Source organism: Desulfoconvexum algidum (assembly GCF_055382125.1).
Genome location: NZ_AP042394.1, coordinates 1,989,692 through 2,015,681 on the forward strand (window position 1 = coordinate 1,989,692; position 25,990 = coordinate 2,015,681).

Sequence of the window (25,990 nt, forward strand, 5' to 3'; positions counted from 1 at the left end):
AAATGAGAAATATTAAAAGTAAAATTCTTGGTATCATTCCTGCTCGGGGTGGTTCAAAAGGAATCCCACGAAAAAATATAAAAAAATTATGTGGGAAGCCGCTTATATCATATGTGTTTAATGCTGCAATTAAATGTGACTTAATTACTGAATTAATTCTTACAACAGATGATTTTGAAATTGCAGAAATTGGAAAGTCTTTAGGTATGGAAGTCCCTTTTATTAGGCCAAAAGAATTGTCAAATGATACCGCAAAAAGTATTGATGTTGTGAAACATGCAATTTTAGAAATGGAAAGAATAAAAAAAACAGAATTTGAGTATATAATTCTATTACAGCCAACTTGCCCATTTACTACAACAAAGCAAATTGAAGAAACGATAGAACTGATACAAAAAAAAGAATTAGATACTGTTTCAACAGTTACTAATGTTGCACATTCACACCCATCATTTATGTATATTCAGGAGAATTCCGAGTTTAAAAAATTAATTAATGAAAATAAAGATTATAGTAGCAGACACCAATTACCTAAAGTGTTTGTGCGATGCGGTAATATCTATGTTGCTAAAAAGGAATTTGTTTTTAGCAATGGGAAATTATTAGGTGGTAAAAAAGATTTTCTTGAAATTGATACGAAACATGCTGTTAACATAGATGAACCCATTGATTGGGTTATTGCTGAAGCAATTTGTCCAATTTTAAATGAAGGTATAAGTGGTTTATGAATGTTATATGCGTAACTCAGGGTTCTTCATTAAATATATTTTATCCACTTATTGAAGAAATAAAAAATAAACTGAATATTGAAAAAGTAGCATATTATGTGACCGATGAAAATTACTTTAACAAATTTTCAAAAGAAAACAAAAACATAAACAACTTTGAAATTTTAAAAGAATGGGAAATTGTCAACGATTCGAAAAAAACTTTAATTAAAGAAGATGTCCTTGCAGAATACGAAAGAAAAATCGGGGATCCATCTTTATGGAGTTCAGTTATTTGCGATAGACGAATTTATAACGGACAATATACGAAAGTAATTCAGCATTATAAACCACGCTATAATCATTTGCAAATAAAAAAAATATTGCAAACAGCGTTAATTGAAATTGATGATTTATTTAATAGAATAAAACCAGATTTAATTCTATCATTTGTTCCAGTTACTTTTGGTGATTATTTGTTTTATTCTTTTTCTAAATATCACAACGTTAAATATTATCATCTAAAATCTACAAAATTTAATAACTATGTGATGTGGAGCCCGAATATTTTTGAAAATCCAATACATGTGTATAATAGATATAGTGGGTTGCAATCTCAAGAGATTAAATCAAATAATAAAGAACTTGCAATGTCTTATTATAAATCTTGTATAAGTAACCGAGTGATTTATGAAGGTAATTTTATTGACAAAGCGGATACTTTTTTTAGTTCTTTTAAAAGGAAAATATTTGGTGTCCCGTATAACTTATTTAAAAAATTATGTAAACAAGTTTTAAGGGGTGCTGGGGCTCACCAGTCACCAAATCTATTTTATAATCAAATTTATAAAGATGTTGTTGTTCCTTTAAATAAAACGAAATTAAAATATTTGCTCAAAAAATATTATGTTTCAACTAAAGAGTTAGAAAATATCGAATTTGTCTTTTATCCGTTGCATCACGAACCGGAGATTGCGTTATCTGTTTATGGTAAATATTATTTAAATCAAATTGAATTTTTAAGAAATGTGGCACAAAATTTACCAATTAATATGAAAATTATAGTTAAAGAACATCCAAGAACAATTGGCCAGAGAAAGAAATCCTATTATAAAAAGTTATTGGAAATTCCAAATCTTATGCTCATTGATCCAGGTGTTTCTCCTAAAATTATTATGAAATATTCAAGTGCAGTATTAGTTGTATCCGGTTTTTTAGGATTTGAAGCAATAATGAATAAGAGACCCGTAATAACAGTAGGTTTTTGTCCCTTTAATGTCTTACCTGATAATATGGTGAAATATGTCGATAATATTAAAGATGTGGGTAGGGTTATTGTTGATTTAATTCATTCATACTCTTTTAATGAAAAAGCATTAATAAATTATATAACTGCAACAATTGATATGTCTGTTCCTGTAAATATATATACTGAAGTTTTAAAAAAGCCAGGGAGATATGCTCCAAATAAAGGCAACAAAAAAAAGAATTTTATAATGTTGGGTGAACTTTTAATAGAAAATTTGAAAAATAATGATTGTGTAAATTAATATAAGAAAATAGCTGTTTAAGCTTATAGTGAACATGATAAGAAAGACAACTGAGATAATCTAAATTAGTTCTAAAGAACTGGAAGTGGTTTTGAAGTTGCCTTTTTATATACAAAGTAAAATTGTGCATAAAAGAAGCGATGTACACATATACGGAGAAAGATTGTCATGAATACAGATAAACTTGTTGAGAAGATTGGAGTATTGAACAAAAAGCAACCTTGGAACCACTCGATAGAACTTTCTCCTGGAGTTTTTACTTGTAGTCCAGATCAGTCTTCAGCAGGAAAAAACTTAGTCAAATGGAAGCGAATTGAACCATTTATAAACTCTTTTTCCTGTTCAGGTAAAAGAGTTTTGGATATTGGGTGCAATGACGGTTTTTTTTCATTGAAACTCGCAGAACTCGGTGCCAATGTTGTCGCATTGGAGGCAAGTAATGAACGAGTTGAAAAGGCGCAGTTCGTATTCAACCAACGGAATGTTTCGAACCAGATAAGACTTATAAATGCGAGTGTATATGATTTTCAGTTAGACACATTAGGCTCTTTTGACTTAGTGATTTGTATGGGGTTCATCCATCGGGTTCCTGATCCTTATACTTTACTTTCTATACTTGCACCATTAAGTGATACCTTTTTATTGGAGTTTAAAGCATTTCAAGAATATGCGTATGACAGGCCTTACCTGATGTTTGATGGAAGAAGATCGGATCCTGGCGATCAATGGTCTATCTGCTATTTTATCCCATCTGTTCGAGCTGTCTTGACGATGCTTGAACAATTAAAAATTGAACATTCTGGAATAATCGGTGATCCAACTTCGCGAAGGGTAATGCTGGTTTCATCAAAGAAAGAATTACCGATTTTAAAGAGCTTAAACAGAATTGATAAAGCAAATAAATTATATTTACTGAAAAAATTTATAAGGCGCTTTATTGCAGACGTACTTAGAACAATAAGGGGACAATGGCGCATATGTTGATCAGGTATGCCAAGTACACGGCATCACGGTTATTGTTGAAAACAGTTAACCGTCATAAGGTCTTTGAGGTGCCGATGAACAAGTGTATTAATCCTCTTGGTTTTTCCTTTGGAGAAAATGGTTGGCACTTTCTCGTAGAATACTTGAAAGAACTTAAGGCCGATCCCAGTGTACTCCTTTGTGAATCTGTTCTGTATCGTTACCATAAAATGTATCAACCTGCCTCTATGAAAGAATTGATTGTGTTTTCTGACAACAATGTTGAATTCAATTTAGATTTTTTCAGATTTCCATGGGGGAATTATAAAAAAGAATTTGATCACAACTTACCGACCAAAGATAGGTGTACGTCTCGATTTTGTGGGCCATCCGATGATGATCTTATTGAAAAAGAATCTATGGATATCGTGAAGCTTAGAAATTCGATAAATAGTACAGGGTACTCTCCCTGGAGGTTTCCCCATAGTTTTATTGCAGGAGTCTGCCTTAAAAGAGAAAACAGCGATTTTAGATTTGTAATACTCCAGGGGAACCATCGTACGGCAGTTCTTTCTTATCTTGGCTACAAGAAAATTATTGCACGAATTCAACCGGGGTGTTTCCCTATAATCAAGGAACAAGACGTGGAAAACTGGTATTATGTAAAGAACGGGATGTGCAGTATTAAAGATGCACTCATTTATTTCCATACCCTATTTAATTTGGACGGCTCTGAAAGAGCTGTTGAATTAGGCTTTAAGTAAGAACATTTGATGAGTATACTCTGCAGAACGCATAAGATATTATAATTATAATTATTAATGATATTGAGTTCTCATAATTCAGCATAGTTATTACTATTCACCTCAGGGAACTGAGTGCTGAATAGTCACTTTTGATTTATCGTTTTTTTAGTCTTTCAAAAAGAAAAAATAGGTCGGCCTTAGATTATGAGTTTAAAAAAAGTAATATTTAAAAATGTTGCAGCAGGGTGGTTTGGAAAACTAATATTAATTCTTACAACAATCATTATGACCCCTCTCCTCATTTCTCATTTTGGTAAACATGATTATGGGATTTGGTTAATGGTGGGACAGGGGACTTCATTCTTGATGTTACTTGATTTTGGCATTGCAAATAGTGTTTCCAGATTTGTCTCAAAAAATATTGTATTAAAAAATAACACTGAGAATAATCAAGTTTATAGTACTGCAATTGCAATTTTCAGTGGATTTTCTATTTTAATTATGATTACAATTTTGATTGTCAGTCCTTTTGTGCCTGCGATATTGAATGTCGCTGAAAGTCAAAAAAATATAATTTACTGGGTTTTTGGTTTAACAGGACTAAATGTCGCTTTAATTTTTCCTTTCAGAGTTGGAAATGGATTATTACAAGCAAAAGATAAGTATGATATTATAGCTTTTGTTGAAGTATTCTTTAACTTGTTGAAATTGTTTTTGGTTGTATCCTTTTTTAGAGACGGAAATAACGGGCTTATTGTCTTGGCCGTAATATTTTTTATTCTAAATTTATCAAATGCAGTTACTCTTTTCTGTTTGGCTACTAAAAAATATTATCCAGAATTAGAATTTGAATTTAAAAGTATAACTATAAGAAATTTTAAGGAAATGTCTTCTTTGGGTAATAGTGCATTTTTACAAACACTTTCTGGTATGATGGGGGCTAAGTTACCAATATTAATTATTGGTGTCTGGTTAAGTGTCGGAGCAACAACATTGTACAGCATACCTAATGCATTGTTAAGAAAATTATCCCCTTTTATAACAATGTTAGGTTCGACATTTGTCCCAATTGCAAGTAGACTAGATGCAGAAAATAAATACAAACAACTTACCCAACTCAATATAATTGGTGTTAGGTATGGGCTAATTATGAGTATTCCCATATGTGTATTTTTATTCTTTTTTGCAGATAACTTATTGTTTGTTTGGATTGGTAAATCAGGACTTTCTGAAGAAGATTTGAGCACAATGTATAACTTAATTAAAATAATGATTATCCCATTTGCTTTAGGAACTCCTCAAATAGCTACAAGGTCAATATTAAATGCCACAGGTAAACATTGGGTATCAGCTATTACCCAATTTGTTTGCACATTAATAGGGATTGGGTGTGGGCTTTTGTTAATGATATTTGCTGATATGGGAATAACAGGGATTGCAATTGGGTGGGCATTAAAAATTATTTTATCAGATATATTAGCACTCCCCTTATTATATTGTAAATATTTTAAAGTGTCTGTATTTATATACTATAAAAATGTTTACGCTTCACCATTGTTATTAGCGTTTGTTTTGTTTCTATTTTGTCTGATATTTGGAAAAGTAATTATTGTTTCAGGTGTTTTTGAATTTATAATATGTACTGTTGTTTTTGGAATAGTAACTTTATTAGGTATATATTCTATAGGATTACTTCCTATACACAGGTCGTATTTAAATGGCAAATTAAGAAGGTTAATGGTGAAATTTTCATTCTGACTTTTTATAGCTTTATAGTGGACCTCAATGTCAAGACAGTTCTTTGCTCAATCTAAACGTCAAATTTTGATTAAATTTCCGAGAAAATTGAATCCGGCTTTTAAAACAATTGCTGATTTACGACTCACTTTATCGGAGGTAGAAGTCAGGTCCGAGAATGGGCCCCCATATAGCCACGTCGGAGGAGTTGACTTTTACCGGAGCAGGTTTAAAAATATTTTTATCATCCAACCAACCTCAACCGATTTTCTCCATAATATATTTCGGCTTGGGTTTGCCTATTACGACTCTGGTGAGGTCGCTTATGGTTGTAATAATCAAAGTATTTTTTCAGAGACTTGCGCAGCTGCTCAACTGATTGAAATTCGTTTACGTAAATTTTCCAATAAAAAGTTAGTAGTAAAATGATCTATGTAGCTGAAAATTTTGAATAATTTTTCAAAACATGCTATGATTTACTTAAAACTTAACCATGACTTTGGGTGGTGCTCATGAGTTTTAAGAAAAAAAATAAGCAAATGACTTTTGCCGATCTAAAATCTGTTGAAAATAATTCTTTTACCAATATCAGGCTTAACCGGTTGGTAGAAATTGATAATTCTATAGACTGTGTTCGATCAAGAAAATATTTGATTCGACGTATGACGAAGGTAAAAACAAACTCGGTCAACCGGCATATCCCCCTTTGATGTTGTTTAAATGTCTTTTGCTCCAAAAGTGGTTCAGAATTGATTCAGACCCGGAACTTGAAAGTCAAATCAATGACAGAAGAGCTTTCCGCAAGTTCTTAGACCTCCCTTCAAATATTCCCTCTCCTGATCATTCAACCTTTTCCCGTTTCAGAGGAAGGCTGAGTAAGGGGCAGTTTGAAACAATCACGCTAAATATTTTGAATCAGTTTTCTGCAGAAGGGATAAAAATAAATGAGGGTATTTTAATAGATGCTCGTATCGTCAAGTCTGCCAGTAAAGCGTTGAGCAACAAGAAGCTTGTTAAATTAAAAGCAGAACGATTATCTTCAGGAGGACAGCTTGACAAGACAGGTAAACCTCGTAAGTTTTCAAGGGATCTTGAATCCAACTGGACGGTGAAAAATGATAAGCCTTATTACGGTTTAAAAGAGCATGCTTCAGTAGATACCAATCATGGTTTTATTTTGGCAACAGCTTTAAGTCAGGCATCTGTTCACGACACCAATTATTTTTAATACTGTACATTATACAGTCGTTATACGAAGTAGAAGTTGAAAATGGTTTGCACAGATAAAAGATATCATGGCGAAGGAAACAGAAATTTTTTAAGTCTGAATAACTTTGGTGACGGCATCATGGGAAAAAATACGACCACTGCCAAACTAACAGAGCTTGAAAAAGACCGGAATAAAAAGATATCGAAAGTACGTTATATTGTGGAACAGTACTTCGGTATCAGCCATCTCCATGATGGAGGCCAAAGAGCCAGGTTTACAAGCATCGCCAAAAATAATATTGATATTTGGATCAGGCAGGTCGCTTACAATATCCGAAAAGGAATCAAGATCGTCCAAAAAATGCAGCAGGGAAAAGTTTACCAGGGGTAAATGCGGATATGATATGAAATCATTCCCCAAAAGAAAATTACTAACACACGTCTGAGTTTTAAAATCCAAATGACAGCTAAAAATAAGTAAAAAAACGAAATTCCGAAATCAAATTTCATCAGGTAGGGTTCATTTTTCATCAGGTTTCGATGAAGGTTGGGCTAATTCAAAGCTCTTAATATTTGGGGAATGGTACTATCGTTTATGGCTTAACTAAATTTTAAAATGTTTAGATTAAGATTATTGCAAGAAGTATGAATAATAGCAGACTAAGTATTAACTGCAGCAATATCTATCTGGTGAAATCAAAAGGATTAAAATTAAATGAATAAAAGAAACTGTCCAGTTTGTGAAACAAATAAAGCAGAAGTTATCATGACTTTTACTCCAGAGTTACTCTGTGCAGTAAATCCTACATATAAAGTAGAAGAATTGAGGAAAGCCATTATAGGTAAAGATGATTTGGTTACCTATTCTGAATGTGACGTGTGTGGAATGGTCTATTGTGAAACTTTATGGGACAATGATACATTGAGGATAGTTTATGACAAAACTATTGACCACGAGAAAAGTCTTGAAAAAGTGTTACTTCTAAATAAAAGAATCGCCATTACGCGTACATGGAACAATCTATTACGTTTGTTTACACTTTTAGGAAAAAAGAAGTTAAATGATATAAAACTGCTTGACTATGGATGTGGTTGGGGAGATTTTTTAGATGTTGCAAATGGATATGGAGTCAATGTTTATGGTTATGATGAAGATAAGCGTAAAATTGATTTCGCAAAAAAAAGAGGTCATAAAATCGTCGATAGTATTGAAGAGCTTAAGTCTCTGTCTCCAGTTGATGTATTTGTAATGAATTCTGTATTAGAGCACGTACAGGATGTTGATTATATATTAAAATTAGTCAAAACTTTACTAAAACCTAATGGCTTATTAATTTTTTCAGTAAATGACTATCGATCAAAATATATTAAAAAAAATGTAAAAAAAGTAAGCTCTAATTTCCCCGCTCTTTCTAAAAATTTTAACCCTTTGGAGCATGTAAATATTTATGATTATAAATCTGTGATGACAACTCTTGAAAAATATAATTTTGAATTTATTTCAACAAGACTTTCTCTTGATTTTACTAATATTCCAGGCATAAGAAATAGTATTTTTTTTTTGAAGTGTACTAATAAACTTGAAAAAGCTTTTTCAAATATTTTAACCGGCAAAGAAATTGGTATTACCGTATATGCTAAAAATAATGCAACTAACTAATGAGTTTATGGGAAAAAAAATAAATAAGAAGAAAAAATTGAAAAATAATGTACTTAAATGGTTATTTTCAATGCAGACAGGACAAACTCACTTTAAGATGAATAATGGTGCCGATGCTACAGTTTTTACATCTTGTTTCGCCCTTTTTATTTTAGATCTTTTTGATGAGACAGGTTCTATATCTTCAAAAGAAAAAGAACTTTGGGTTGAATATTTCAATTCATTTCAAGATAAAGATTCAGGTTTTTTTATACCTGAAAACTATAAAGGTGAACTAAATACAAAAACTGTTTATCAACTTACTTCTTTTTGTTTAAGTGCTTTAGACTTATTAGGAGCATCACCAGCAAATGAATTGATATTTATAAACCAATGGATGCGATCTGAAAGTCTTTATAAGTACTTATTAGAAAATGGCTGTTTTAGAGGTGTTCAAGGTTCTGGAAACATGGCTATGTTTGTTGGAATTTTTTTAACATATCAATATAAAAAAAATAATGATGAAATAGCTGCAGAAAGAATGAAAGATTGGTTTTATTTTCATGATGAACATCAAAATAAAAAAACTGGTTTTTGGGGAAATGCTTTGAGTAAAAGATATTATTCTGGATTTCAGAATTCATTCCATCAGTTTGAAATTTATAATTATTGGAATAAAGAGGTTTTTATGAATAATCATATTGTTGATACAGTTTTAAACTTACAGGATCCAGACGGGCATTTTGCTGCAGTGCCTGGTGGTGGTGGATGTATGGATTATGATGCTGCCAATATACTTATAAATCTTGGATTCAAAAAAGAATATAATAAAAAAAAAATCAGTTTAGCTCTAAGCCGTTTGCATAAAGGAATTATAAATAGTCAGAATAAAGATGGTGGTTTTTGTGAATCAAGGAAGCATGTATCAGCATTTAGAAATATTTTTCAAGAAGAGACTATAAGATTTGTATTTTCGGGTTCAAATCCCTATCTCTGGTATTTTAGGTTAAGAAAGACAGCAAGTAGTACTATAAAGCATAAGTCTGTTATCAATACTCACTGGACGAATAAGGGAAGAAGATGGAATCAAAGTGATCTTTGGAATACTTGGTTTAGGTGTCTAACTTTAGCTGAAATTGAGAATACAATTTTTTCATCAAGTTCAGATTGGAATTTTCAAAAATGTATTGGTTTAGGATATTTTTAAAATTTTTGTTATTACTTTTAATGCTCAATTTAATAAAGGGCATATAATTTGAAATACATTGGATTTTTATTTGATTTAGTTCGACGTATATATAGCCGGTTTATTATGTATGTCTTGAGACCAATGTTTAAAAAACATGGAAAAAATTTTAAATTTGATCCTTTTGGCTTTTATACCTATAAGACGATATCAGTTGGAGATGATGTTTATATTGGGAAAGGTGCTAATTTATCAGCAAGTATGACCTCAATAACTATTGGTAATAAGGTTATGTTCGGCCCCAATGTTACAATTAGAGGTGGTAATCATAATACGTCTGTTATAGGTCGTTTTATGTATGATGTAAAAGAGAAAAGACCTGAAGATGATATGCCAATATTTATTGATAACGATGTCTGGATAGGTGCCTGTTCCACTATATTAAAAGGTGTAACAATAGGCCGAGGAGCAATTATCGCCGCCGGTGCACTTGTTATTGAAAATGTACCACCTTACTCAATTTTCGGTGGAGTACCGGCAAGAGCTATAAAGTTTAGATGGTCAATACAGGAAATTTTAGACCATGAAAAACAAATATATTCGGAAAATGAGCTACTAAACAAAGAGGAATTGATTGAAATGCGAAAGGTAATTAAATGAAAATGCTTTATCTGCATAATATACCGCTTGATTCCGGGAAAGCAAATATTATATCAATTCTATATCTATGCGACAGTTTTCAAAAGCTGGGTGTGGATGTCATTTTAGCAGTGCCTGAATCCAAAAATATGAAAACTGATACGGACATAACTATTTTTCTTGAGACATTTATCGGCAGATCGATTGGGTTTAAAATTGTTTCATATCCGAAATTTACTATTTTAGGAAAATTTAAAATTTTAGGAAGTTATTTTGGTGCAAAAAAAATTTTGCAAAAATCTGATGCTGACCTTTGTTATGTTCGAATTCCCTTGTTTTTACATTTAGCCGCAAGGGTAAATATTCCTGTTGTTTTTGAATCCCATAACTCACTTTTACATACAAAATACAATTTTTTGGACAAATTTTGGAAAAAAATACTAATCGGATATTCCAAAACCAATACTCTGCTTAAATTTGTTGCAATAAGTCAGGCTCTGGCAGACTTTTGGTCCGATAATGGCATAGACGAAAAGAAGATTATTCCTCTACATGATGGATTTGATTTTCATTCTTTTGCCCCATCACTAACCCGGAAGGAAGCCCGGACTTATCTTGGCTTGGAAATTGATGGTAAAATTGTAGTATATGCCGGAAGTTTGTATCCTGATAGGGGGATTGAGCATATTATTGAGTTGGCCGAAATATACACGCAGGCTCAATTTATTGTTCTTGGTGGGCCTTTGGTACAAAAACATAACTATGAAAAAATAGTAAAGAGTAAAGGTCTTGATAATCTCAATTTTATTGGTAGGGTCCCCCAATCACAGGTTAAAAATTATTTATACGCTGCTGATGTGCTACTTATGATATGGTCAAAGACAGTACCAACCATCGACTATTGCTCGCCGTTGAAGATGTTTGAATATATGGCATCTGGTCGGATTATTGTCGGCCACGGATTTAGAACAATAAGAGAGGTCCTCACTGACCAGATATCAGCTTATCTGGCTGATCCAGAATCCTTTGAAGAATTGTCATTAAAATTACAAAATGCTCTTGATGACTCATATCCTTCAAAAATTGCAGAGACAGCTAAAAGCCTTGCTTTTGATAAATATAGCTGGGAAAAAAGGTCTGCTGCTATATTGAAAAGTATTCAATTGGGAAAAGACAAATATTTAGAGAAAGTTTAAAAATATACTCATTTTCAACGACAAAATAAATTAGGTTCCCAAAAAATAGATCCAGTCACTTTTTGTTGTCTAACAAATGATTCTTTGAGAAAAATTGGTTTTATAATAAAAAAAATAAAGAGAAAAGTGATCATGACTTTATTGCTGCATGTATAGCCTATGAAAAATTTTAAAGCTAATAACACATTATATATGGAAGTATGGACGATTTTATGCAAGTCATAAAAAATAACAGCACTAACAAATTCATTGAATTAAGTATTTTATCATTATTTATTAGTTTCTTTTTTCTCGATTGGATGGCAGACAAGTTGTTATTAATTCCAAGGCAATTTACTTGGTTACCTGAACTTTTAACAATAGTTCTAATTTTATATATGATTTTATCCATTATGTTGAAAAATAGACGTTTACCTACTGGGAACATTTATTTACTGTTTTATTTATATCTTATGTTAACCTTGTTTAGCCTTTTTATCAATAAGACACCATTATTTTCGATAATAGTTGGAAGTAGAGTTCATCTGAAATTTTTACCAATTGTATTTTTACCTTTTTTTTATAAATTTTCAGATAGATTTATTGTTAAATTAATGAAAACTATTTTTTTTCTTTCAATTTTACAGTGCCCTGTATCGATAGCACAACGATTTTATTATAACACCTTATCCGGAGACCCCGTTGGAGGGACATTGGGAGCAGGGTCTTCAGGGATATTGAGCCTTTTCAATTGCATTATAATGATTTTTTGGACTTCTTATTATTTCAAATGTAAGATAAAAAAGAGAACTTTCCAAATTGTATTATTGGCAATTTTTTTTCCAATGGCCATCAACGAAACAAAAATAAGTATATTTTTGATTATACTGTTTTTTTTTTCCATTTTCATTTTAATTCCTGAAATAAAAATGAATATTAAAAGCTGGGTATCTTTATTTTGCGGTTTCCTGCTTGTAATAGGAGTTTACATATTCGTTTTTAATTCTTTATATAATACTACTGCTTATAAAGAAGTTAACATAATGAAAAACAGATCAATACTAACTTATGTTACTAATCCTGAAAAAATTATTAACTATATCTATTATGCGAAAGATACAACAGAATCCAAGTTAAATCGAATTCCTCAAATAATTTTTGCTTTTGATAATATAAAAAAAAACAATATGCATTTTATTTTCGGAGTTGGTGCGGGTAATGCTTCCAACTCTTTTTTTAGTGAAGGGCAAGGGATATATTATAAAAAATTTGAAGGGTTTGAAATTGACAGGATTTTTATTGCTAATATGCTTTGGGAGTATGGAATAGTTGGCACACTATTCTTTTTTTTTATAATAAGCGTTATGTTTATTAAAATTTATCCATTAAGAAATCTTTCTGGTATAAATGGGGTTGTAGCAATAGGTGTCTTGGGTATGAATATAATATTAATTCCATCAACAATATACCTCAATACCATAAGAGTAAGTCTGTTTGTGTATTTCTTTTGGTTCTTGTCAGGTTATTTGATGAACTTAATTCATGAAACGAGAAAATATGAAAAAATATAATTTTTTAATAATTCTTAAAACTCCACCACCATTTGGAGGAGGGGAAATACGTGCCTCTTATTTGAAAAAATATCTAACACCAAAAAAAGAATATCTTATATTTTCATATTCAAGAAAAGATTCAAATAAATCAACTCAAGGGAAAATTTCACCTCGAAATCTCTATTGGGGGTTTTATCAAATAATAAAGATCATTTCATACATTACAAAAACAAGACCCAAAATAATTTTTACATCAATTCCGAAAAATTTAAGTGCTTTTTTAAGGACAGGTATTGTTATTATTGTCGCTAAAAGCATGGGTGTTAAAATAATAGGAGAATTGGCAGGTGCAAATTTTCAATTTTTGGAAAACGGTCGATTCAAAAAGAAAATTGGATTATTTTTTTTAAAACGTGTTGATTTGCTTCGAGTGTTGGGTAAAAGTGTAAAAAAAGACTTGGAGTCACATGGTATAACTAACACAATCGTGTTGGACAATGGTGTTTATGTTCCTGATGAAATCAAAATATCAAAAGAGGATATTTATAGTGTAAATTTAAATCTACTATATATTGGTGCATTAAATTATTCCAAGGGAATAAAAAATCTTATTAAAGCAATACATATTTGTAAAGATCATAATTTAGATGTACATCTTCATGTATTAGGTGAGTGGAGCAATTTTAATCATAAAAGAAAAATGGAAAATTATATTCAATATAATAATCTTAATGATTATATTACTTTTCATGGATTGCTGACTGATAATAGAAAATGGGAAATAATTCAAAAGTGTTCGATATTGACGCATCCTACATATTGGGATGGGCAACCACTGACGATTCTTGAAAGCATGGGATGCGGCCTTGCGATAATTTCTACACATGTTGGCGCTATACCTGATACTGTTGAGGATAAAGTTAATGGAATTTTACTAAACGAAAATTCACCTTCTAATTTATTTCAAGCAATTCACCTTTTTTATTTTGACAGGAAATTGTTACATCGAATATCAGAAGAAAATATTAGATGCTTTAAGAAAAAATTTTCTGTTGAATCCTATTGTGAAAGAATGGGACATATGTTCGACACATTTTATCATGAGAATATATGAAGTATTTAGTATTATGATATTTAAATTATTTTAACATTTAAATTAAGGTATATATATTGAAACAACTTACACAAAATTTAAAATCTGGAATTATGGAAATATTAGAAGTTCCTTTTCCTGCTTTATCAAAAGGAAAAGTTTTGATAAGGAATGCTTATTCTTTAATTAGTGCAGGTACAGAGGTTAGTAAAGTTAAAACAGCTCGATCTTCATTAATTAAAAAAGCTCAGGAAAAACCTGATAAAGTGAAACAGGTTATTGATTCATTAAAAACAGAAGGAATGAAATCAACATATCAAAAAGTTATGAATAAATTAGATTTTCCTTCACCATTAGGCTATAGCTGTGCTGGTAAAGTTATAGAAGTATCTGATGACGTAACTGAATTCCAAGTTGGTGATTTTGTTGCTTGTGGTGGTGCCGACTCTGTTCATGCTGAAGTAGTTTCTGTTCATAAAAATCTATGTGTAAAAATTCCTAAAAATGTTAAAATTGAACATGCTGCTTATACGACAGTTGCATCTATTGCATTGCAAGGCATTCGACAAGCCGATTTAAGATTAAGTGAATCATGTATTGTAATTGGCTTAGGTTTAATTGGTCAATTAACTGTTCAAATGTTAAAGACATCTGGTGTTAATGTTGTCGGTATTGATATCGATGATAATATGGTTGAATTAGCAACAAAATCAGGAGCAACATTAGCTTTTAACAGAAATAATAATTCTCTTGAGAATTCTACTTTAAATATGTCTAAAGGTCATGGTGTCGATGCTGTAATAATTACAGCAGGGACAACAAGTATTGATCCGGTAGAATTGGCAGGTCGGTTATGTAGAAAAAAAGGAAAAGTTATTATCGTAGGTGCTGTACCAACTGGCTTTACACGGCCAAATTATTATAAAAAAGAATTAGAGTTAAAGATGTCATGTTCTTATGGACCTGGAAGATATGATGTTAATTATGAAGAAAAAGGACTAAATTATCCTATTGAATATGTCCGTTGGACAGAAAATCGAAATATGTTAGCTTTTTTAGAATTGTTGTCCAACAAATCATTGGATATTGATCTATTAACAACTCATATGTATGATTTTGAAGATGCAAAAAAAGCATATCAATTAATTATTAATAAAGAAGAGATGTTTGTAGGGATTTTACTTAAGTATAATATAAAAAGCGAAATCAAAGTTAATATAAAGAATAATAAAATTAATAAAAATTCTAATAATGAAAAAACGATTATTGGATTTATTGGGGCAGGTTCTTTTGCCCAAAAGTTTTTATTACCTAATGTAAATAAGAATTGTGATTTGTTTGGTGTTGCAACTGCTAGTGGAAATAATTCAAAAAATATTGTTGATAAATTCAATTTTAAGTACGCTTTTAGTGATTATAATGAGTTAATTAAAAAAAGTGAAGTAAATACAATATTTATTGCAACTCGACATAATTTACATGCAGAATGTGTATTAAAGTCTTTACAAAATGGGAAAAATGTATTTATAGAAAAACCACTATGTTTAAAAGAAAGTGAACTTGAAGAAATTAAAAATGAATATGAGAAAAATAATGTATCTGTTATGGTTGGTTTTAATCGTAGATTTTCTCCTCATATTAAAAAAGTGAAACAAATATTTGATAATAGTCGCCCTAAAGCAATTAATTATAGAATTAACGTTGGAAATATTCCCTCAGACCACTGGACGCATGATCCTGAAATAGGGGGGGGGCGAATTATTGGAGAAGTTTGTCATTTTCTGGATTTATCTATGTACTTAGCCGATAGTATGCCTAAATCAATCTCTGCAAACGTTATGGATTCAAATTTTCATATGAATGATACACTTGTGATTAATGTTAAATTTAAAAATGGTTCTATTGCAAACATCTCTTATTTTGCAAATGGTAGTAAAGCCCTTGCAAAAGAATATCTTGAAATTTTTTCTGATGGTGTTACCGCTGTTATAGATGATTTTAAGAAATTAACAATCTATGATAATAGAAAAAAAGTATCACATAAAATAAATGATAAAGGCCATAAAGAAGGAGTAAAACAATTTCTTGATTCAATAGCAAAAGGTAATATCGCACCTATTTCATTTGAGGATATATATATGACAACAAAGATGACATTTGATGTTATAAAATCTATAAAAAACAACAAACTGATTTTATATTAAAATTTAGTGTATTTCGAAAAAAGAATAAAAAATAGTATGAATCAAGAAATATTAAGTAAAAGCCATATAAAACTTGAAAAATATATCCTAAATGAAGAATATTGTGGATATGACCCATATGATGCATTAACATCAGATTTGTTTAAATTCCCATTTATAAAAAATAATAAATTATTTCGTTTTAGTTTTCAACAGATAGTAAGACGTTCTCCATTAAATTTAAGAAAAATATTATTTATTAAAAAAAGACTTAATCCTGTTACTATAGGTCTTTGTATACAAGCTTATTCTTATATGTGGAAAATATCTCCTTGTAATAAAGGATTCTATGAAAATGAAATAAATTTGTTAATTTCTAAATTAATCGAAAATCAATCAAATGGCTATCATGGTATTTCATGGGGTTATGATTTTGATTGGGAAGGTAGATATTTTACAGTTCCTGCATATGCTCCGACCGTTGTTACAACTGGTATTATTTCAAATGCTTTATATGTTAATTATAAAATAACAAATAATCAAAAATCATTTGAATTATGTAAGAATACTGTTAGTTTTATTAGTAATGATTTAAATAGAATTATTAAAGACGAAAATTTTTGTTTTTCATATTCTCCTTTTGATAAACAGGTTGTTTTTAATGCAACAATGAAGGGTGCAAGATTATTATCACAAGTCTATTCTTTGACAAATGATGTAAAATTAAAAGAAGATGCATCAAAAACTGTTTCTTTTGTTATGGATCATCAATTTGAAGATGGCTCATGGCAGTATTCATATGGTGATAAAAGAACTTGGGTTGATAATTATCATACAGGATACATTTTAGATTCCCTTGATGATTATATTAAATTAACTCAAGACAACAAATATCAAGATAATTTAAAGAAAGGACTTGATTATTATACTAAAAATTTTTTTCATGATAATCAAATCCCAAAATTTTACGATAAAAAATTATTCCCCATTGATTGTACCTCTGCCTCTCAGTCTATTTTAACTCTATGTCGTTTTGGGGAAATTGAATTAGCTACTAATGTTGCTTTATGGATAATTAAAAATATGCAATCGAAAAAAGGTTTTTTTCATTACAGAAAAAGTAAGAGTTATACTGTTAAAACTTCTTTTATGCGTTGGTCAAATGCATGGATGTTTTTGGCATTATCTTTTTTACTATATAAAACAGGAACAAACAAATGAAGATTTTATTTTATCTGGGGCATCCAGCTCATTATCATTTGTTTAAAAATATTATTACAACGTTAAAAGATAACAATCACGATATCATAGTGCTTATAAAGAAAAAAGATATACTAGAATATCTGCTTAAACAATCCAATATCGATTTTATCAATATTTTGCCAGAAGGTAGAAAAGACGGTCGGCTGGGGATAGCCATCGGTCTTATTAAAAGAGATTGGAAAATATTTTGGCTTTGTAAAAAGAAGCGACCCGATATTATGGTAGGGACTTCGACCGAAATAACCCATGTGGGCAAATTATTAAATATTCCTTCAATTGTAGTTAATGAGGATGACTATGATGCAGTGGCATTATTCAGCAAACTGGGATATCCTTGGGCAAGTAATATACTTGCACCGGTTAGTTGTCCTACTGGTCCGGATAATAACGATTGGGAAAGAAAAACTATTCATTATCAAGGCTTTCATGAACTTGCATACCTACACCCAGACATATTTAAACCGAGCAAAAATATTCTTCAGGAACAAATAGATTTTTCCAAACCATATGTTGTTCTTAGATTCGCAAAGCTTACTGCACATCACGATGAAGGGAAAACTGGCATAACGGTAAACATAGCGGAAAAAATAATACGCCTGCTTAAGCCTAAATATAATATTTATATAACCTCAGAACGTGAATTAGAGCCTGAGTTTGAACCATATCGGATTGCGGTAGATCCCATCTATATTCACCATATATTGTTTTATGCGGATATGTACATCGGAGACAGTCAGACAATGGCGGCTGAGGCTGCTGTTTTAGGAACTCCGTCTTTACGGTTCAATGATTTTGTAGGTAAGCTCGGCTATCTGGAAGAATTAGAGCATAAATATGGTTTAACATATGGTATAAAAACCTCTGAACCAGGAAAATTGTATTTGGAAATTCAAGAGTTGACAAGTATTCCGGATATAAAAAAAGTATGGCAAGATCGTCAATATAAAATGCTTTCAGATAAAATCAATGTCGCTGCCTTTATGGCCTGGTTTATAGAAAATTTTCCCTCCAGCGTGGGGGTTATGAAAGAGAACCCTGAGTATCAAAATAATTTTCTATCCGCATATTACACGGATCCGGAGGGGAGAAAGGGGAAATAACATGGGAACGGATGAACATGAATGTGAGAGGTTTTGGATTTGAAAAGAAAATATAAACTGATTCTTGTGGCAGGTGCTCGACCTAATTTTATGAAGATTGCTCCGATAATAAGAGCGTTGAATGCTCAAGTCGGCCCGCAAATTACACAGATTGAGCATAAGCTTGTACACACTGGGCAGCATTATGATTATGAGATGTCTCAGGCTTTTTTTGAAGATTTGGAGATTCCTGAACCGGATTATTTTCTGGATGCGGGATCTGGTTCTCATGCGATACAGACTGCAAAGATCATGACTGAGTTTGAAAAGGTTTGTATTGGTGAAAAGCCTGATATTGTCATGGTTGTTGGTGATGTCAATTCAACACTGGCTTGCAGTATTGTTGCGAAAAAGCTTTTGCTAAAGGTTGCCCATGTAGAGGCTGGTTTGCGTAGCTTCGATTTGTCCATGCCTGAAGAAATCAATCGAATGGTAACAGATGCTATTACTGATTATTTTTTTGTGACTGAACAAAATGCTGTTGATAATTTAAAAAAAGAAGGCAAGCCGGAAAATCGGATATATTTTGTTGGCCATGTGATGATTGACAATCTCCTATATCAGCTTAAAAAATTGGGAACAGTTGATCCGGCAGGGTTTAAAAATCAGTCTCTTAAGCAGGAGCTTGATCAGTATGTATTTCTCACTTTGCATCGTCCGTCCAATGTGGATAACCGCGAGACACTTGCCGGTATTGTCAGTGTTTTAAATGAGATTGCCGAAAATATCCCGATTATTTTTCCTGTTCATCCCCGAACAGCCAAGATGCTGAAACGCTATGATTGCAGCCTATCAGACAAGATTTATCAATTGCCGCCTTTGGGATTTCAGGAATCTTTGTATTTCTGGAAGAACGCAAGACTGGTGATGACTGACAGCGGCGGTCTTCAAGAGGAGACAACTGCTATTGGCGTTCCATGTCTGACTTTGCGAAAAAATACTGAAAGACCTGTTACCTGTGAAATTGGGACCAATCTGTTAGTGGGTAATGATCCTCGAAATATAATGAACGGATTTGACGAGGTTATGACTAAGGAATGGAAAAAAGGCGAGGTTCCGCCTAAGTGGGATGGGAAGGCGGCGGAGAGAGTCGTTGAAATTTTAGGCTCGGTTTTTAGCCAGGGCTAAGGAATTGGTCTGGCAAATATTAAGAATTTGGAGTGATGGTGTGACTTTGAAAATATGTTGCTGATATATCTGATTGCCCTCTTCTTGATGACCCTGTCAATAATAATCAGTTTCAAATGAGAGATATATATAAATGTCAAACTCAACAGTTACACTATTTAAGAACAAGAATTATTGGTTGAAAATCGTTTTTGATGGTTTTCTTCTTTTGGTTGCGGTTTTTATGGCATATTTTTTAAAAAGAGGGCATGTCTTCCTTGAACCTCTTTATGTGAAATTTATTCCTCTTTTTTTTATTTGTTGGTTAATTTCATTTTTCCCTACAAATAAGTTCCGGCAAAAAGATTCAGAGAGTAATAAATTACAATTAAAATCATATCTTGTGTCTGTCTGCATTTTTGCTGGTTTGCTTTCATTAAGCCTTTATTTCCTAAAATGGTATGAACTATCCAGGTTTATCGTTTTCGGCTCTGTGTTTATATGGCTCTTTCTTGAGTTTATTGTTTTATCATTGCTTTATTACATTCCCTTAAACGTTGATAAGAAAAAAACTAAGAAAGATTGGTTTCCCTTTTATCTTTTAATCCTGGAGTGTTGTATACTTTTATGTTGTTTTTTTGGAGCGCATTATTTCAAAAAAGGTTCTTTTAATTTAAACGAAGAATATGAAATTCTTCTTGGTGTGATGTGTTTTTCATGGGTTTTTGTCGAAATTTTTGTCCATAAATTCAGAATTCCTAAAACTCAAAGCTATATTAAAGTAATTTGGCCTTTTATAAAATCAATATTTCTAATTGTATGTATTGTAAGTTTTTTTATATTTGCCAGTAGAATCCATGAATTTCCAAGGGGGTTGATTTTTGGTTCTCTTATGATTTTTGCTTTTTTGGAATTATTAATTGTTTCGTTTTATTATTTTTATATTTCTCCCAAGAAGACTGATGAACCAAGCATAAATCTTTTTAAAGCAGATGTTGTAAAAGAACAGGAAATTATTCAAAAGGTTGTTAATAATAATCGAATAAAGGAAAAATATTTCATCACGGAGGGGGAATATAGTTCAGGGTTGTTTAAAAAGAAATTAAAAGACATATACTTAAAGAAAATGCCACATGTATATCAGTTTGTTGATAAGGTTATTGATATCTCTTCTTTGGATATTGTATCATCTGAGGTGATCAGCAGTGGGAATCCTTACAATGTTGAGATATTGCCTGATTCTTCGATGGATCTTTTTATAAATTTGCATGAATTGAATGACTATCGAAGAGTGAATGAATACTTGATTGAAGTGAACCGTGTAATAAAAGACGGGGCTGTCTTCATCAGTAAGTTTGAACCAAAAGAAAATCGCAGGATCAGTTTCTTGAATAAATATCCAATTTATTTAGCGAATATCCTATATTTCCTTGATTTTATCTGGAAACGATGTTTCCCAAAATTGCCGGTTCTCCAAAAAATTTATTTCTCTGTCACCAAGGGAAGAAATCGGGTGTTGTCTTTGACAGAAGGTCTTGGAAGAATCTATTTCTGCGGATTTGAGATCATCGCCATGGAAGAGATAAACAATTTTATTTTTTTTGCTGCTAAAAAGACAGGCAAGCCGTCAACAGACCCAAATCCTTCCTACTCCCCTGTGTTTAAGATGAAACGGGTGGGCAGATACGGAAAGCCAATATATATTTATAAATTTCGAACCATGTATCCCTATTCAGAATACCTTCAGGCTTTTGTTACAAAACAGATCGGATATGGGGACAAAGGCAAAGTCAAGGAAGATTTCAGGGTCACTGCATGGGGGAGTTTCTTGCGAAGATTTTGGCTGGATGAAGCTCCTCAGCTTATCAATTTGTTTAAGGGTGAATTGTCATTGGTTTCTGTAAGACCTTTAAGTGAAAGATTTTTAGCCAATTATCCGGAAGATTTGAAAAAAGAGCGTATGAAGTATAAGCCCGGCTGTTTTCCTCCATACGTGGCGTATAAAATGCAAGCAGTAGATCAATATATGGATTCGGAAAGAATTTATTTTTGCCAAAAACAAAAACATCCGTTCTGGACCGATGTAAAGGTGCTTTTTGTCGGGCTATATAACATTGTGACAAATAAAATCAGGAGCGAATAAAAAAGGGAAATACTATGGACGACTTGAAAATTGGATTACTTGGATGTGGCCGTATTGCCAAGCGCCATTCAGAGCTTTTGGGATTTAATCAGATTAAAGGAGCCTCTTTATCAGCAGTATGTGATCTTGATCATGAAAAAGCGGCACATATTGGGAAACAATTTGATGTTCCCTACTACACGGATATGCACGAGATGATGAAACAAGAGGAACTTGATGCTGTTACTGTCCTTACCCCCAGCGGTATGCATGCGGGTAACGTAATCGAACTTGCGTCCTACCATAAGCATTTTATTGTGGAAAAGCCTATGGCACTGACACTTGATGATGCTGATAGCATGATCCATGCTTGTGATACGAACGGTATAAAACTGTTTATCATTAAACAGAATAGATTTAATCTGCCTGTTATTAAATTGCGTGAAGCAATGGAGCAGGGGCGATTTGGTAAATTGGTTTTAGGCACTGTCCGTGTGCGTTGGTGCAGGCCCCAGCGGTATTATGATCAGGATGCCTGGAGGGGAACATGGGCCCAAGATGGTGGTGTATTAACGAATCAGGCAAGTCATCATATTGATTTGCTTGAATGGATGATGGGTGATGTGGAAAGCGTTTTTGCCAAAAGTAGAACGGCTCTTGTTGATATAGAAACAGAAGATACTGCTGTGGTTACCCTGCAGTTCAAAAATGGCGCTTTGGGAATAATAGAAGCAACAACTGCAACACGTCCTAAAGACCTGGAAGGTTCTATTTCAATACTTGGTGAGAAAGGTACTGTGGAGGTTGGCGGGTTTGCAGTGAACCAGATGAAAACATGGAACTTTCTTGAGGAACTTGAAACAGACAAAGATGTTATGGAAAAGTATTCGGTTAATCCTCCCAATGTTTATGGGTTTGGTCACAAAGAGTATTATGATCACGTTGTGGATTGTTTGAAATATAAAAAGCACCAACTTGTTGACGGGCTTGTGGGAAGAAAAAGCTTAGAGCTCATTATGGCGATTTATGAGTCCATTGAAACTGGGAAAGAGGTTTCCTTAAGATTTAAACCGAAAAAATGTAAGCTCGGTCATGTCTAACCTGATTTCACAGACCGCTGTAATTTATCCAAATGTAATCCTTGGGAAAAATATAATTGTGGAAGATTTTTGTATTATAGGATGTCAACCTGGAGGCGGTAAGTTTGGAGAACTGACAACTACTATTGGCGATAATGCCCTCATTCGTTCCCATACCGTAATTTATGCCGGAAATAGAATTGGTGATAATTTCCAGACAGGAAACAAGGCTAATATCCGTGAGCTAAACAAGATCGGCAATAATGTTAGTATTGGTACGATGTCGGTTATAGAGCACCACGTGGAAATCGGTGACAATACTAAAATCCATTCCCAGGTTTTTGTCCCGGAATATTCAATACTGGAAAATAATTGTTGGTTGGGGCCCAATGTTGTTATTACAAACGCAAAATACCCGAAATCTCCAGACGTTAAAAAAGAATTAAAAGGGGCCGTTGTTGAAATGAATGCCAAAATAGGAGCCAATTCTACTCTTTTGCCAGGGGTAAGGATTGGAGCGAATTCCCTTGTGGGAGCCGGCAGTGTTGTAACGAAGGATATCCAAGACAACTCAATAGTTGCAGGCAGTCCTGCACAATTTGTTCGGAAAATTGATTATTAATTTTAATTGAGAGAATGATTTATGAAAATACCTTTTGTTGATTTGAAAACTCAGTATACGTCCATAGCAGATGAAATTGATTTTGCTATTAGAAACGTTATCAATGATACTGCTTTTATAAACGGAAAATATGTAACAGCATTTGAAGATGAATTTGCAAAATTTTGCGGTGCTGAACACTGCGTTGGGGTGGCCAATGGTACCGACGCTCTTTTTATCACATTAAAATCTCTTGGAATTGGTCAGGGGGATGAGGTGATCACTGCAGCCAATTCTTTTATCTCCTCTTCAGAAGCGATTTCAGCAACCGGAGCAAAAGTGGTTTTTTCAGACTGCCATCCTGATTTTTATACCATTGATGTTAATAAAATTAAGGAAAATATATCTTCACGAACAAAAGCGATAATGCCTGTACACCTGTATGGGCAACCTGCTGATATGGATGCTATTCTGGAACTTGCTCAAGAATATGGTCTCTTTGTTATTGAGGACTGTGCTCAGGCCCATGGCGCTCTTTACCATGGGAAAAAGATAGGAATATTGGGGGATGCCGGATGTTTCAGTTTTTACCCGGGAAAAAATTTAGGGGCTTATGGAGATGGGGGGGCAATTATAACCAATAATGAGAATCTTGCAAAGAAGTGTAGAATGTTTGCAAATCATGGAAGGATTGAAAAGTATAATCATGAGTTTGAAGGTTATAATTCTCGTCTTGATGGGCTTCAAGCGGGCATATTGAGCGTTAAATTAAAATATATCAGTAAATGGACTAAAGAACGACAAAGGGTTGCGGCAACTTACAATAGAGAATTAAAGGATACAAAAGAGATTGTCCTGGCTAAAGAACTTGAAAATGTCAGCTGCGTATATCATCTTTTCGTTATTCGAACAAAAAAGAGAGATCAATTACAGTCATTTCTTAAAGAGAAATCGATTAGTTCAGGTGTGCACTATCCAATAAGCCTTCCCTTTTTAAAAGCCTATGCTTACCTTAATTATACCCCTGATGATTTCCCCATAACTTTTCAATATCAAAACGAAATATTGAGTCTTCCGATTTATCCTGAGTTGACAGATGACCAAATTAAATATGTCGCTGAAGCGGTGAAACAGTTTTTCCGTTAATTTCTTATTTTAAGGAGTCCTTTTGAATATTACAATAATCGGAACAGGTTATGTCGGCCTTGTAACAGGTGCATGCTTTGCTGAGATTGGAAGTACTGTAACCTGTGTAGACGTTGATGAGAGGAAAAATTGAGAATTTGAAACAAGGAATCCTCCCGATTTATGAACCAGGTCCTGAAGATATCGTAAATAGAAATGTTAAAGAAGGCCATCTGAATTTTGCAACAAATCTTGCAAGTGCATTGCAGGAATCCAATATTTATTTCATTGCAGTGGAATGTGGAAAATGTAAGGAAGGGGATCGGTTCCGACAATAGAATAAGATATTCGTTTATTTATCCCGGGTGCAGTTTTGGAGGGTTTTGTTTTCCAAAGGATGTCAGAGCATTTGGCACCACAGTATATGCGGGCGATAAAGGATACGGGCAACAGTCTTGTTGCAGTGCTTGATCCCAATGACAGTGTGGGGGGATTGATAGTTATTTTCCTGAAACTGATTTTTTTGCGGAGTTTGAATGCTTTGATCGGCATGTGGATAATCAGAGAAGAAAAGAGGGATGCCATTGATTATATAAGTATCTGTTCTCCTAATTATCTTCATGATGTCCATCTCCGGTTTGCCTTGAGGAATAGGGCAAATGCTATTTGCGAAAAGCCGTTGGTCTTGAATCCCTGGAATATTGAGAGACTGGTATACGTGCAGGCGGATACGGGGTCAAAGGTAAAGAATGATAAGCCTTATTATGGTTTAAAAGAGCATGCTTCAATAGATACCAATCACGGTTTTATTCTGGCAACGATTTTAAGTCAGGCTTCTGTTCACGATACCAATTATTTCAAATACTGTACACTATACAGCCGCTATACGAAGCAGAAGTTGAAAATGGTCTATGCAGATAAAGGATATCATGGCAAAGACAACAGAAGTTTTTTAAGTTTAAATGAATTTGGTGATGGCATTATGTGAAAAGATACGACCACTGCCAAACTGACACAGCTTGAAAAGGACCGTAATAAGAAGATATCCAAAGTACGCTATATTGTAGAACAGTACTTTGGTATCAGTTATCTCCATGATGGAGGTCAAAGCGCCAGGTTTACAAGCATAGCCAAAAACAATATCGATATTTGGATCAGACAGGTCGCTTACAAT

24 protein-coding genes and 1 pseudogene are annotated in these 25,990 nt (G+C 32.8%); 24 read left to right on the plus strand and 1 reads right to left on the minus strand.

Features of this window, described 5'->3' with window-relative positions:
* The first annotated feature begins 2 nt into the window (after nucleotides 1-2).
* From ACZ45G_RS09150 to ACZ45G_RS09170, 5 genes are all read left to right on the plus strand, one after another.
* Complete coding sequence (locus tag ACZ45G_RS09150; protein WP_464177254.1) at nucleotides 3-728, plus strand: acylneuraminate cytidylyltransferase family protein; 726 nt, start codon at nucleotides 3-5, stop codon at nucleotides 726-728.
* Nucleotides 725-2,257, plus strand: coding sequence for a capsular polysaccharide export protein, LipB/KpsS family (locus tag ACZ45G_RS09155; RefSeq protein ID WP_464177256.1), 1,533 nt, complete (start codon nucleotides 725-727; stop codon nucleotides 2,255-2,257). The genes ACZ45G_RS09150 and ACZ45G_RS09155 overlap by 4 nt, the downstream gene beginning before the upstream one ends.
* A gap of 168 nt (nucleotides 2,258-2,425) precedes the next feature.
* Nucleotides 2,426-3,241, plus strand: a complete 816-nt coding sequence (locus ACZ45G_RS09160) for a class I SAM-dependent methyltransferase (protein ID WP_464177258.1) — start codon at nucleotides 2,426-2,428, stop codon at nucleotides 3,239-3,241.
* Nucleotides 3,226-3,984: a ParB N-terminal domain-containing protein gene (locus tag ACZ45G_RS09165; RefSeq protein ID WP_464177261.1), complete on the plus strand. Its 759-nt coding sequence runs from the start codon at nucleotides 3,226-3,228 to the stop codon at nucleotides 3,982-3,984. The genes ACZ45G_RS09160 and ACZ45G_RS09165 overlap by 16 nt, the downstream gene beginning before the upstream one ends.
* Nucleotides 3,985-4,170: 186 nt before the next feature.
* Nucleotides 4,171-5,724, plus strand: a complete 1,554-nt coding sequence (locus tag ACZ45G_RS09170) for a lipopolysaccharide biosynthesis protein (RefSeq protein WP_464177263.1) — start codon at nucleotides 4,171-4,173, stop codon at nucleotides 5,722-5,724.
* Between the two features lie 223 nt (nucleotides 5,725-5,947).
* On the opposite strand, the gene ACZ45G_RS09175 is transcribed toward ACZ45G_RS09170, so the two are convergent.
* Nucleotides 5,948-6,133 (minus strand): integrase core domain-containing protein, encoded by a 186-nt coding sequence (locus ACZ45G_RS09175; RefSeq protein WP_464179909.1) that lies wholly within the window; start codon nucleotides 6,131-6,133, stop codon nucleotides 5,948-5,950.
* Nucleotides 6,134-6,349: 216 nt separating this feature from the next.
* On the opposite strand from ACZ45G_RS09175, the pseudogene ACZ45G_RS09180 reads away from it, so the two are divergent.
* From ACZ45G_RS09180 to ACZ45G_RS09270, 19 genes and pseudogenes are all read left to right on the plus strand, one after another.
* Nucleotides 6,350-7,303, plus strand: a pseudogene (locus tag ACZ45G_RS09180) (IS5 family transposase).
* A 324-nt stretch (nucleotides 7,304-7,627) separates the two neighbouring features.
* Complete coding sequence (locus tag ACZ45G_RS09185) at nucleotides 7,628-8,572, plus strand: class I SAM-dependent methyltransferase (RefSeq protein ID WP_464177265.1); 945 nt, start codon at nucleotides 7,628-7,630, stop codon at nucleotides 8,570-8,572.
* 7 nt (nucleotides 8,573-8,579) lie between these two features.
* On the plus strand, nucleotides 8,580-9,758 hold the full coding sequence (locus ACZ45G_RS09190) for a prenyltransferase/squalene oxidase repeat-containing protein (protein ID WP_464177268.1): 1,179 nt from the start codon (nucleotides 8,580-8,582) through the stop codon (nucleotides 9,756-9,758).
* Between the two features lie 123 nt (nucleotides 9,759-9,881).
* On the plus strand, nucleotides 9,882-10,397 hold the full coding sequence (locus ACZ45G_RS09195; RefSeq protein WP_464177270.1) for an acyltransferase: 516 nt from the start codon (nucleotides 9,882-9,884) through the stop codon (nucleotides 10,395-10,397).
* Nucleotides 10,394-11,572 (plus strand): glycosyltransferase, encoded by a 1,179-nt coding sequence (locus tag ACZ45G_RS09200; RefSeq protein ID WP_464177272.1) that lies wholly within the window; start codon nucleotides 10,394-10,396, stop codon nucleotides 11,570-11,572. Before ACZ45G_RS09195 ends, ACZ45G_RS09200 begins: the two co-directional genes overlap by 4 nt.
* Before the next feature lie 200 nt (nucleotides 11,573-11,772).
* Nucleotides 11,773-13,122: a hypothetical protein gene (locus ACZ45G_RS09205; RefSeq protein WP_464177274.1), complete on the plus strand. Its 1,350-nt coding sequence runs from the start codon at nucleotides 11,773-11,775 to the stop codon at nucleotides 13,120-13,122.
* Nucleotides 13,094-14,218, plus strand: coding sequence for a glycosyltransferase family 4 protein (locus ACZ45G_RS09210; RefSeq protein WP_464177276.1), 1,125 nt, complete (start codon nucleotides 13,094-13,096; stop codon nucleotides 14,216-14,218). The genes ACZ45G_RS09205 and ACZ45G_RS09210 overlap by 29 nt, the downstream gene beginning before the upstream one ends.
* A 56-nt stretch (nucleotides 14,219-14,274) precedes the next feature.
* On the plus strand, nucleotides 14,275-16,401 hold the full coding sequence (locus ACZ45G_RS09215) for a bi-domain-containing oxidoreductase (protein ID WP_464177279.1): 2,127 nt from the start codon (nucleotides 14,275-14,277) through the stop codon (nucleotides 16,399-16,401).
* 36 nt (nucleotides 16,402-16,437) lie between these two features.
* Nucleotides 16,438-17,601: a hypothetical protein gene (locus ACZ45G_RS09220; protein WP_464177281.1), complete on the plus strand. Its 1,164-nt coding sequence runs from the start codon at nucleotides 16,438-16,440 to the stop codon at nucleotides 17,599-17,601.
* Entirely contained in the window at nucleotides 17,598-18,743 is a 1,146-nt protein-coding gene (locus ACZ45G_RS09225; RefSeq protein WP_464177283.1) for a DUF354 domain-containing protein, read from the plus strand. The genes ACZ45G_RS09220 and ACZ45G_RS09225 overlap by 4 nt, the downstream gene beginning before the upstream one ends.
* A 33-nt stretch (nucleotides 18,744-18,776) precedes the next feature.
* Nucleotides 18,777-19,910 carry a non-hydrolyzing UDP-N-acetylglucosamine 2-epimerase gene (wecB, locus tag ACZ45G_RS09230; protein ID WP_464177285.1) on the plus strand — a complete coding sequence of 378 codons (1,134 nt, stop codon included), beginning with the start codon at nucleotides 18,777-18,779 and terminating at the stop codon, nucleotides 19,908-19,910.
* Nucleotides 19,911-20,043: 133 nt separating this feature from the next.
* Nucleotides 20,044-22,032: a sugar transferase gene (locus ACZ45G_RS09235; protein ID WP_464177287.1), complete on the plus strand. Its 1,989-nt coding sequence runs from the start codon at nucleotides 20,044-20,046 to the stop codon at nucleotides 22,030-22,032.
* A 14-nt stretch (nucleotides 22,033-22,046) separates the two neighbouring features.
* Nucleotides 22,047-23,111 carry a Gfo/Idh/MocA family protein gene (locus tag ACZ45G_RS09240; RefSeq protein ID WP_464177289.1) on the plus strand — a complete coding sequence of 355 codons (1,065 nt, stop codon included), beginning with the start codon at nucleotides 22,047-22,049 and terminating at the stop codon, nucleotides 23,109-23,111.
* Nucleotides 23,104-23,712: an acyltransferase gene (locus ACZ45G_RS09245; protein WP_464177291.1), complete on the plus strand. Its 609-nt coding sequence runs from the start codon at nucleotides 23,104-23,106 to the stop codon at nucleotides 23,710-23,712. Before ACZ45G_RS09240 ends, ACZ45G_RS09245 begins: the two co-directional genes overlap by 8 nt.
* Before the next feature lie 21 nt (nucleotides 23,713-23,733).
* Nucleotides 23,734-24,837, plus strand: coding sequence for a DegT/DnrJ/EryC1/StrS family aminotransferase (locus ACZ45G_RS09250; RefSeq protein WP_464177293.1), 1,104 nt, complete (start codon nucleotides 23,734-23,736; stop codon nucleotides 24,835-24,837).
* Nucleotides 24,838-24,859: 22 nt separating this feature from the next.
* Entirely contained in the window at nucleotides 24,860-24,970 is a 111-nt protein-coding gene (locus tag ACZ45G_RS09255) for an NAD-binding protein (protein ID WP_464177295.1), read from the plus strand.
* Complete coding sequence (locus ACZ45G_RS09260; RefSeq protein ID WP_464177297.1) at nucleotides 24,954-25,154, plus strand: hypothetical protein; 201 nt, start codon at nucleotides 24,954-24,956, stop codon at nucleotides 25,152-25,154. The genes ACZ45G_RS09255 and ACZ45G_RS09260 overlap by 17 nt, the downstream gene beginning before the upstream one ends.
* Entirely contained in the window at nucleotides 25,075-25,287 is a 213-nt protein-coding gene (locus tag ACZ45G_RS09265) for a hypothetical protein (protein ID WP_464177299.1), read from the plus strand. The genes ACZ45G_RS09260 and ACZ45G_RS09265 overlap by 80 nt, the downstream gene beginning before the upstream one ends.
* Nucleotides 25,190-25,804: a transposase gene (locus ACZ45G_RS09270; RefSeq protein ID WP_464177301.1), complete on the plus strand. Its 615-nt coding sequence runs from the start codon at nucleotides 25,190-25,192 to the stop codon at nucleotides 25,802-25,804. The genes ACZ45G_RS09265 and ACZ45G_RS09270 overlap by 98 nt, the downstream gene beginning before the upstream one ends.
* The last annotated feature ends 186 nt before the right edge of the window (nucleotides 25,805-25,990 follow it).